The 10,643-nt window shown below is 44.1% G+C and carries 5 protein-coding genes, 2 tRNA genes and 2 rRNA genes; 5 read left to right on the forward strand and 4 right to left on the reverse strand.

The annotated features are described in order from the left end of the window. Positions 1–5 precede the first annotated feature (5 nt). From AB669_RS18995 to AB669_RS19015, 5 genes are all read left to right on the forward strand, one after another. On the forward strand, positions 6–377 hold the full coding sequence (locus AB669_RS18995) for a hypothetical protein (protein WP_156166789.1): 372 nt from the start codon (positions 6–8) through the stop codon (positions 375–377). A gap of 77 nt (positions 378–454) precedes the next feature. Next, positions 455–1,150, forward strand: a complete 696-nt coding sequence (locus AB669_RS19000; protein ID WP_047800938.1) for an ABC transporter ATP-binding protein — start codon at positions 455–457, stop codon at positions 1,148–1,150. Between the two features lie 11 nt (positions 1,151–1,161). Beyond that, complete coding sequence (locus AB669_RS19005; protein ID WP_082120738.1) at positions 1,162–3,669, forward strand: TonB-dependent siderophore receptor; 2,508 nt, start codon at positions 1,162–1,164, stop codon at positions 3,667–3,669. Further along, positions 3,669–5,114 carry a DUF3526 domain-containing protein gene (locus AB669_RS19010; RefSeq protein WP_197082441.1) on the forward strand — a complete coding sequence of 482 codons (1,446 nt, stop codon included), beginning with the start codon at positions 3,669–3,671 and terminating at the stop codon, positions 5,112–5,114. The genes AB669_RS19005 and AB669_RS19010 overlap by 1 nt, the downstream gene beginning before the upstream one ends. Before the next feature lie 4 nt (positions 5,115–5,118). Continuing rightward, positions 5,119–6,483: a DUF3526 domain-containing protein gene (locus AB669_RS19015; RefSeq protein ID WP_047800940.1), complete on the forward strand. Its 1,365-nt coding sequence runs from the start codon at positions 5,119–5,121 to the stop codon at positions 6,481–6,483. Positions 6,484–6,918: 435 nt separating this feature from the next. Here the strand turns inward: AB669_RS19015 and rrf are convergent. From rrf to AB669_RS19035, 4 genes are all read right to left on the reverse strand, one after another. Further along, positions 6,919–7,030, reverse strand: a 5S ribosomal RNA gene (rrf, locus tag AB669_RS19020). An 83-nt stretch (positions 7,031–7,113) separates the two neighbouring features. Beyond that, positions 7,114–9,989 (reverse strand): 23S ribosomal RNA (locus AB669_RS19025). Between the two features lie 344 nt (positions 9,990–10,333). Then, a tRNA-Ala gene (locus AB669_RS19030) sits at positions 10,334–10,407 on the reverse strand. Positions 10,408–10,423: 16 nt separating this feature from the next. After that, positions 10,424–10,498: transfer RNA gene (locus tag AB669_RS19035), tRNA-Ile, on the reverse strand. Between the last annotated feature and the right edge of the window lie 145 nt (positions 10,499–10,643).

Raw genomic sequence — 10,643 nt, forward strand, 5'->3', positions numbered from 1 at the left:
TGCAATTGGAAGCAAAAAACAGTCAATATAACAGGCAACTATTTTCCCAGATATGGGCTTTTTTGTTATTGATGCTGTTTTCAGGCGCTTTACTCATCGAAACGCTCCATCATCATGAACAGGATAAATTAAGTCACGGTCAAACAAAGTATGATCAAATTCATCATTCCGCCCATGTCGATTCAACTAAGGTAAATTGTAAGCTTTGCGAAATTATTAAGCACCAGTTTCACTTTTACACCTTGCCTTATCCAGTCGTGGCCGTGCTTGCTGAGCCTTTGCCGATGCCAGCTAATTTCAATTATCTCTTAGGGCATTCTGCTGCCTATATGCGCTCGGCAACCAATAAAGGCCCGCCCCAAATTCTCTATAGCTAAAACGCTGTAAACTCTCGTCACTTCATTCTAATGCATCGCCATCAGGCCTTGCCATCACTTTATTTATTTAATTTCTTATGCTACAAGCAATTTCGCTCTCCAAAACCTATGGAGATCATTGTGCCCTCGATGGGTTAAATTTAACCGTTAATGCCGGAGAGGTATACTGTCTGTTGGGACAAAACGGTGCAGGTAAAACCACTACCATCAACTTATTTCTGGGATTTATTGAGCCCACAAGTGGTGAAATTTTAATTGATAGTCAAGCGCTTTCACCACAAGACCCTCATCGGCGCGAGCATCTGGCCTATATACCGGAAGTGGTCATGCTATATGGTAACCTCACCGCAATCGAAAACCTTGATTACTTTTCGAAGCTGGCTGGCTTTCAATATAATAAAACCGAACTCATTACGCTCCTTACAAATTGTGGTTTACAAACATCCGCGCACAACAAGCAACTGGGTAGTTTCAGCAAGGGAATGAGGCAAAAGGTTGGAATCGCCATAGCGGTGGCCAAAGAAGCAAAAATCATTCTGATGGATGAACCAACGAGTGGATTGGATCCAAAAGCAACAGCAGAATTTAGCGAACTGGTCAAAAAACTGGCAAAAGAAGGAAGATCAATCCTAATGGCTACCCACGATATCTTTAATGCGGTTGGTATTGCTACCCACATTGGCATTATGAAGCAGGGTAAGCTCATCCATACGCTCAAAGCCGCAGAAATATCTGCCGCAGATCTGCAAATGCTGTATTTACAAACCATTTAATTTAAGCAAAGATGCTTCAACATCATAAATCCCGGTTAACTATCCGGGCTATTAGTTTATTAGTATTCATTATTGGAATTTCAACAACAGCACTTGCGCAGATTAGCGTTAGTGGGCAGGTTTCCGATATACAGTCTGTCGGTATCCATAAAGCAACCATTCACATCAAAGAGGGGAAAAAAGATTGGTTAGTGAGCAGTGATTCATTAGGCAATTTTTCCATCACACTACCCGGAAGCGGAAGTTATAAATTCACAGCCTCCGCAATCGGATATAAAACGTTCAGCAGCGATTTTTTTATAGAACAAACTACGGCAGTTAAGCTTCAACCCTTTAGGCTGGAAACAGCAAATGAGGAATTACAAACCGTCGAAGTAATGGGTACCAACGGAAAAAAATATTATGGCAACTACTCTTTCTCCGCAACCAAAACAGCCACTTTAAACAAGGATGTTCCTCAGTCCATATCTTCAATATCTAAAGAACTGATCGCCGACCGTCAGGCAGCCGTCCTGGCTGATGCAGTAAAAAATGTGACCAGCGTTTCGCAAAGTAGTTTCTACAACCAGTTTTCCATCAGAGGAATCAATCAGAATGAAGAAGGTGCGATCATCAATGGCATGCGCACCAGGCAGTATTACTTTAATCAGCCCTTAACCAACAACCTGGAGCGTATAGAAGTAATAAAAGGGCCAGCAAGTGCAACTTTCTCCAGTGTCGATCCCGGAGGAAGCATTAATCTGGTAACTAAAAAACCATTAAGTCAGGAACGAAAAGAAATCAGCATTTCTGGTGGAAGTTTTAGTACAGTTCGTGGTGCTTTAGACTTTACCGGACCCCTAAATGACAACAAAACCCTTCTGTACAGGCTCAATCTGGGATATGAAAACAGTAAAAGCTTTCGGGATTTACAGTTCAGAAAAGGCTATTTGATTGCCCCCTCTTTCTCCTACATTCCCGACGACAAAACAAGTTTCAATGTAGAACTGGTTTTAAACAACAGCGACTCCCGGTTAGACCGTGGTCAGGCCATTTTTGGTGCAACTGCCGGAGTAACCGATTTAAACAGCACTCCAATAAGCTTCAACATGGGTGCTTCCAATGATAAATTCAATACTCAGGACCTCATGTTAATGGCTAATTTTTCACATAGCATCAGCAAAGCTATTTCGTTCAACGTAGCTTACATGAAACAAAACTGGAATGAAGACCTCCTGGAGCACAGAACAAACAATGCCTTTGCCGTGGATGAAAACAACCAGCCGGTTAAAACGCTGGCAGGAATGATCGCTGTTCAACGCCAGCAGAAATTCACAACTGATAATTTGAGCCCCTATTTCACAGTCAACACCAATACGTTCGGATTAAATCATAAACTTGTGCTTGGATACGATCGCATCAGTACACAAAAGCTAAGAGGAGGAGGAACAAATACGGCGCAGGGATATCGCTTAAAGGACGGTACAGTAACCGCAAGGTATGACGCAACTAAAAAAGATCTGTATCAGTTTAGTCAGGTAAACGGCATAAACGCCCCGGTTCCAAATGTAGCTCATTTCAATCTGGCAAATCCTTCCTACACGCTTAAAAACCTCAGCGATTATATCTTCACAAAAGTAGAAATTCCTCCGGCTTATTATCTGGTAAATGCCGTTTACCTCCAGGATCAGGTAAAATACCATAACCTCACATTAACCATTGGCATCAGAAAAGAGTGGTATGAGGACTTTAGCAACTACAAATTGTCTGCAGAGAAGAAAATAAGCCAGCACAAAATTCTTCCAAGGTTTGGCTTAACCTATTCGATAAATCAGCACATCAATATTTATGGTACATATTTACAAGGCTACCAGCCGCAAGGAAACACCTCTTCATTAGTCATTGTTCCTCCACCCAGTGGAAGTAACTTTAAGCCACTCGAAAGTGATTTAAGGGAAATTGGTGCTAAGTCTGAATGGCTTAACGGAAATTTCATGGTTAACCTTTCTTTATTTGAAATCAACCAGAAAAATTTACTGATCAATGCCAACGATCCCTTAGATGTAAACCGGTTAATTGAACGTGGCGCACAGAGAAGTAGAGGTTTAGAAATTGAAGCCTCAGGATTTATCAGGCCTAACTGGCAGTTCAATGCGGGTTACAGCTACGTTGATGCTATAGTAACAGATGATTTCAGTACTGCAAACATTGGCGAACGGGTACAGAACACGCCAAAAAATAGTGCAAGTTTATGGATGCGCTACGACCTGAATAGCCGAAAACTGAGTGGAATTGGATTTGGTGCAGGTGTGCAGTACAGCGGAAACAAGCTTCCCCTTTACATCAGGGATTTTGTTCTTCCCGGTTATACTGTTGCCGACGCAGCCATTTATTACCGCCCAGCTGAGTCTAAAGTCCAGCTATCTATGAATGTCAATAATATCTTCAATAAAACCTACTGGGTCGGTGCACAAAACTATCTCCGCCTTTTTCCGGGCACCCCAAGAAATGTAACGTTCAATGTAACCTATAGAATATAATGCAAAATATAACACTTACAATTGCCCGGCAAACTTATCTGTCTGCATTCGCAAACCGTGCCACACTGATATTCACTTTGCTCCTGGGTTTTGCGCTTTGTTTGGCCACCTATGTTGGATGGCAAAACTTCCGCACTCAAAATCAGCAACGGGTTCACTATAAAAAGGTAGTACGCGCACAATGGTTAGCCAAACCCGATAAACACCCGCATAGAATGGCGCACTATGGTTACTTAGCATTCAGGGAGAAACATGAACTGAGCTTTTTTGATTTCGGCATTGAAAGTTTTGCCGGCGTATCAATCTTCCTGGAGGCACATAAACAAAATACCGTAAATTTCAGCGAAGCCGGTTTTTCCAACGGCATGCTACGCTTTGGAGAAATTAGCGTGGCCATGGTGTTGCAGTTACTGGTTCCGCTGCTCATTGTCTTTCTGGGCTACAGCAGCATTTCCGCAGAGCGTGAATCTGGTACACTCAAAATCATTCTTTGCCAGAAAGTCAACTGGAGAAAACTTTTGTGGGGTAAATCCATAGGCATCATCTCTGTATGCCTTTCTATTTTTATACCCCTCATATTGCTTACCATTCTGCTGTGGGCATCTCTCAGCGATTGGCAGGTCAGTGTAGATTCAGCCCTACGGCTGATCATATTAATCCTGAGTTATTGTGTTTATTTCTTCATTGTAACAGCAGTCACGGTGCTGGTTTCGGCATTTCAGCATAGCTCTAAAGCATCACTCACCATTTTGCTAGCTTGCTGGATCTTATTCATCGTCATCATTCCAAGAATTACACAATCGATCGGCGCAAAGGTTTATCCGTCACCTTCAAAAATTGAATTCGCAGATGCGGTGGCTCATGATATTCACAAACAAGGCGATAGCCATGATCCCAACGACAAACATTATGCGTCAATCAAAGACTCGCTCCTTCATGCATATCATGTAGATGATGTAAAGAAGCTGCCTTTTAACTATGGCGGTTATATTATGGCTGAAGGGGAGAAAATTACCGCTACCATCTACAATGCCCATCAGCATAAGTTAAATGAAACCTTTGCCAAACAAAACCGCATTACTGCGCTGGCAGGCCTGTTAGATCCTTTTCTATCACTTAAGCAAATTTCAATGGCCTTAACAGCTTCAGATTTTGAGACGTTCATTGATTTTCAGCGTCAGGCAGAAGACTATCGCTATCAGTTGGCTCAGCAGATGAATAAGCTCCAGATTGACAAAATAAGTAATGTTACACCAGGCGAGCATGATAAACCACTTTCCATTAGCAAATCAAACTGGGCACAACAACCCGATTTCAACTACATGTTTAGCACAGTCGGTGATGTAATCACCAGGGAAGCGCTCGCACTGATATCCCTGATAATGTGGCTTTCCTGCACCCTGCTGCTACTTCAATACGCTCCCCGTTGGATCAAAACAATATAATACCATGAGAAAAAACACATATAACTTAGAATTCAAACTTTTCCTCTCCGGAAGCACCGCATGGATTGGTATTGCCATATTGTTAATCACAGGCTTCGCCGGTTTATACTTCGGAAAAAGCTTTATTGATAATCAACACAGCGTAATTAAAAAAGCCAGCATATTGCAAACGGAAAACACGCTTAAGAATGTTGAACATTTTGGAAAAGATATCGGACTTGTATTTTTCCATAATAAATTTTCCATGGCAAATCTACCCGGAAACTGGGCCGGTTTTGCAATCGGACAACGCGATGTGAACCCTTATTTAATTTCTGCAACGATGCTCGCCCTCGAAGGTCAGATTTATGATACAGACATTACCAACCCGGTCACCCTGCTATCAGGAAATATGGATATAAGCTTTGTCTTTTTATACCTCTTTCCACTGGTCATCATCGCCTTTACCTATAACTTGATATCCGAACTTAAAGAGTTTGGAATATGGTCTGTTTTAAGAGCACAAACAAATCACATCATTGCAGTGATATGGCAAAAGCTGCTGGTCAGGTTAGTTTCAATACTGTTTACCGCATTAATCTTGCTAACTACCGCTGTACTATACCTCAACATTAAGCTTGATACAACGTTATTCACAATTACGTTGCTGTTGCTTTTATACCTTGGCTTTTGGTTTGCTTTGTCATTTTGCATAATTTCCCTTGGAAAATCATCAAATTACAATGCCTCTGCCCTTATTGCCATCTGGGTACTGATTTGCATAGTGATACCAGCCGCTCTAAACCTTGTACTCATCAGGCAATACCCAATTCCGGAAGCATTGCAGAATGTGATTAATCAACGGGAGGGTTATCATGAAAAGTGGGACATGCCAAAGGAAGTAACAATGAAACCTTTTTTTGCACACTATCCACAGCTCAGAAAATTTCCTTTTCCATCAGATAAAAGCTTCAGTTGGTTCTGGTACTATGGCATGCAGCAAATGGGCGATGACCAGGCAATAAAAAGCAAAAAAGCGATGGAAAACAAATTGGATGCCCGTCAGCATTTTACGAAAGTGGCAGCACTCTTCTTTCCCACCATACAAACACAACTAATGCTTAACGAAATGGCAGGTACAGATTTAAGTGCACATCTGCAGTTTCAGGAATCATACCGAAAATACCATGAGCAAGTCAGGCTACACTTTTATCCGGCAATATTCCTTGAACAGGATATTCATCGAACCAACCTTAAAGATATTGGCCTAAAACAGTTTATACCACAAAAAAAATCTAATCTGAACGGGTTACTTTCGATAGCAGTCATCACGTTATTATTGATAGCAATGAGCCTGTTTAATTTTAGAAAAGCCCGCCTGATCCGTTAAATACAATCGGATGCACGCATAAAGTAAAAAGCCTGTGAACTCAAGTCACAGGCTTCTTTTTTGGATCATGAATCCTTCATTCATTCGCGGCTATTGATCATATACAATACTTCCATTTGTGTTATGGCTTTTATAAGTAGTTATTAGCTCATTAGCCATCACCTGGATACACCGGATATAGCAGATGACTATCATCGCAACATAAGCGTGAGTTTAAGCTGGAGGGAATCATTTACGATTGCTTAATCTGCCATTTGCCCCTCAACCTTCAGTCACTCATCAAACAGGCTGACAAATAAGAGAAGAAACGATTTTAGTAACAAACCCAGGGGTATAACATCTTTGAGGCAAACATAACCGGATGTATATAAACGAAGAAACCCTCACAGTTGTTACTGCAAGGGTTCTTGTTAACCTGCTTTTAGGCAGTTTAAGATTTGGCACCGACCTACTCTCCCACGTGTTACCGCAGTACCATCGGCTCTGGTGGGCTTAACTTCTCTGTTCGGAATGGGAAGAGGTGGACACCACCGATATAGGCACCTAAATTTCTTTAGATAAGCTATTCGAGCTTAAATGACATATTATTGAAAGAAGTTAAGTTTTGAAGAACAAACAACAGTCTGTTTGCTTTGAAAGCTTCGGGTGATTAGTACTACTCGACTATGGTGTCGCCACCTTTACATCTGTAGCCTATCAACGTAGTAGTCTCCTACGGCCCTATATGGAATTCTCATCTCGTGGCTAGTTTCGCACTTAGATGCTTTCAGCGCTTATCTATTCCCAGCGTAGCTACTCTGCAATGCCCCTGGCGGAACAACAGATTCACTAGAGGCTAGTCCAACCCGGTCCTCTCGTACTAAGGTCAGCCCCACTCAAAATTCCTACGCCCACAACAGATAGGGACCGAACTGTCTCGCGACGTTCTGAACCCAGCTCGCGTGCCACTTTAATCGGCGAACAGCCGAACCCTTGGGACCTTCTCCAGCCCCAGGATGTGACGAGCCGACATCGAGGTGCCAAACCTCCCCGTCGATATGAGCTCTTGGGGGAGATCAGCCTGTTATCCCCAGCGTACCTTTTATCCTTTGAGCGATGGCCCTTCCATGCAGAACCACCGGATCACTATATCCGTCTTTCGACCCTGATCGACCTGTATGTCTCACAGTCAAGCAAGCTTATGCTATTGCACTCCTCATACGGTTACCAAGCGTATTGAGCTTACCTTTGAAAGCCTCCGTTACCTTTTTGGAGGCGACCACCCCAGTCAAACTACCCATCAAACAATGTCTCCCCCTAAGGGGATTAGACACCGAATACAGAAAGGGTGGTATTTCAACGTTGGCTCCACGACGCCTAGCGACGCCGCTTCAAAGCCTCCCACCTATCCTACACATCCTGTATCCAATGTCAATGTTAAATTGTAGTGAAGGTGCATGGGGTCTTTCCGTCCCGTTGCGGGTACCCGGCGTCTTCACCGGGACCACAATTTCACCGAGCTCATGGCTGAGACAGCGCCCAGATCGTTACACCATTCGTGCAGGTCGGAACTTACCCGACAAGGAATTTCGCTACCTTAGGACCGTTATAGTTACGGCCGCCGTTTACTGGGGCTTCGATTCAATGCTTCTCCTTGCGGATGACATCCCCTCTTAACCTTCCAGCACCGGGCAGGTGTCAGGCCTTATACTTCATCTTTCGATTTTGCAAAGCCATGTGTTTTTGTTAAACAGTCGCCTGGGCCTTTTCACTGCGGCTGACATTGCTGCCAGCGCCCCTTCTCCCGAAGTTACAGGGCCATTTTGCCGAGTTCCTTAGCCATGATTCACTCGAGCACCTTAGAATCCTCTTCCCGGATACCTGTGTCGGTTTGCGGTACGGGTTTTTATAACCTGAAGCTTAGCGGTTTTTCTTGGAAGTCTGATTACCTGCGCTATCCACTCAGCCGAAGCCTCGCGGTACTATCAGCTTTCAGCAAGACCGGCGGATTTGCCTACCAGTCCTATACCTACAGCCTTTAACGATCTATTCCGTCAGATCGCGGCAGTGTCACTACTCCGTCCCCACATCGCAGTTATAAAAAGTACGGTAATATTAAACCGTTGTCCATCGAATTTCCCCTTCGGGTTCTCCTTAGGTCCCGACTAACCCTGATCCGATTAGCGTTGATCAGGAAACCTTATCCTTTCGGTGGGCGGGTTTCTCGCCCGCCTTATCGTTACTTATGCCTACATTTGCTTTTCTATACGCTCCAGCACCCATTACCAGATACCTTCGCTGCATATAGAATGCTCCCCTACCGATATATTTCAATCCCATAGCTTCGGTGTACAGTTTAATGCCCGTTTATTATCCATGCCCGATCGCTCGACTAGTGAGCTGTTACGCACTCTTTAAATGAATGGCTGCTTCCAAGCCAACATCCTAGCTGTCTGTGCAATCGGACCTCGTTAGTTCAACTTAACTGTAACTTGGGGACCTTAGCTGATGGTCTGGGTTCTTTCCCTCTCGGCGCGTGACCTTAGCACCCCGCGCCTCACTGCAGATCATATCTGATAGCATTCGGAGTTTGTCTGGATTTGGTAGGATTTGACTCCCCCGCACCCAATCAGTAGCTCTACCTCTATCAGACTTAATATCCACGCTGTTCCTAAAAACATTTCGGGGAGTACGAGCTATTTCCCAGTTTGATTAGCCTTTCACCCCTACCCACAGATCATCCGGAAACTTTTCAACGTTTATCGGTTCGGTCCTCCAGTACGTGTTACCGCACCTTCAACCTGTCCATGGGTAGATCACAAGGTTTCGCGTCTACCCCCTCTGACTATACGCCCTATTCAGACTCGCTTTCGCTTCGGATCCGTGCCTTAAACACTTAACCTTGCCAGAGAGGAGTAACTCGTAGGCTCATTATGCAAAAGGCACGCCGTCACATAACTTGTATGCTCCGACCGCTTGTAAGTACACGGTTTCAGGTTCTATTTCACTCCCCTGTTCGGGGTTCTTTTCACCTTTCCCTCACGGTACTGGTTCACTATCGGTCTCTCAGGAGTATTTAGCCTTACCGGATGGTGCCGGCAGATTCCCACAAGGCGTCTCCGACCTCGCGGTACTCAGGATACTACTAGGCTAACATTCTATACGTGTACAGGGCTATCACCTTGTATCGCCGGGCTTCCCATCCCGTTCCACTTCTGTTTGTTAATGCCACATCGTAGTCCTACAACCCCCAGTATGCCGTAACATAATGGGTTTGGGCTCTTTCCCTTTCGCTCGCCACTACTCAGGAAATCATTGTTATTTTCTCTTCCTCTGCTTACTTAGATGTTTCAGTTCGGCAGGTTTGCTCATTATATGTGACTAGTCTTCAACTAGCCGGGTTGCCCCATTCGGAAATCTTCGGATCAATTCCTATTTGCAAATACCCGAAGCTTATCGCAGCTTATCACGTCCTTCATCGCCTCTGAGAGCCAAGGCATCCCCCGTGTACTCTTTATTACTTTCTTCTACTCATATGCCTTTTGCGCCATATGGTATGCTTTTTTTGCTCTTGTTATGATGTCTCATACCTTAGTTTGTATTGCTACGCCCCTCGGTGAGCACAAACACAACAGTCGCCTATTGTTGTTTGCTCTTCTTTTTTAACTTCTTCCAATATGTCAAAGAACTTTACTGAACCTGAAGGCCGAAGGTGTAAAGGTGGAGGGTTTCATTGCCCTGCCCTAAGCTTCGTTTCAGCTTCATTAGTAGTAAACCGCGGTCCCGAACCGTTTCTAGTGCCCCTGTGGCTGTTTCTTCTTAATCTTTATGTCAATGTATGCTATCAATCCTGATAGGCTGCTGTATTATGTGGAGAATAACGGAGTCGAACCGTTGACCTCCTGCGTGCAAGGCAGGCGCTCTAGCCAGCTGAGCTAATCCCCCAGGATCATTGTTGTTGTAGTCCCGTCCAGATTTGAACTGGAGACCCCTACATTATCAGTGTAGTGCTCTAACCAGGCTGAGCTACGGGACTGTGGCTTTTGGTTCGGCGTATATTGCGGTTAGTATATTACCGCTACCGCTCCATTTGCTTTACCTAGCTTTCGTTCCGATGTCTTTATGGTTAAAAGACAACCGTCATTTCTTCTGGGTGTTTCTTTTGTTTCTCTTTTTTTGAA

The sequence above is a fragment of the Pedobacter sp. BMA genome, from assembly GCF_001027745.1.
In the GTDB taxonomy this organism is placed as follows: domain Bacteria; phylum Bacteroidota; class Bacteroidia; order Sphingobacteriales; family Sphingobacteriaceae; genus Pedobacter.

Coding starts and splice junctions, on each gene's coding strand:
- AB669_RS19000 (WP_047800938.1), top strand. CDS start 455: ATGCTACAAGCAATTTCGCTCTCCAAAACCTATGGAGATCATTGTGCC.
- AB669_RS19005 (WP_082120738.1), top strand. CDS start 1,162: ATGCTTCAACATCATAAATCCCGGTTAACTATCCGGGCTATTAGTTTA.
- AB669_RS19010 (WP_197082441.1), top strand. CDS start 3,669: ATGCAAAATATAACACTTACAATTGCCCGGCAAACTTATCTGTCTGCA.
- AB669_RS19015 (WP_047800940.1), top strand. CDS start 5,119: ATGAGAAAAAACACATATAACTTAGAATTCAAACTTTTCCTCTCCGGA.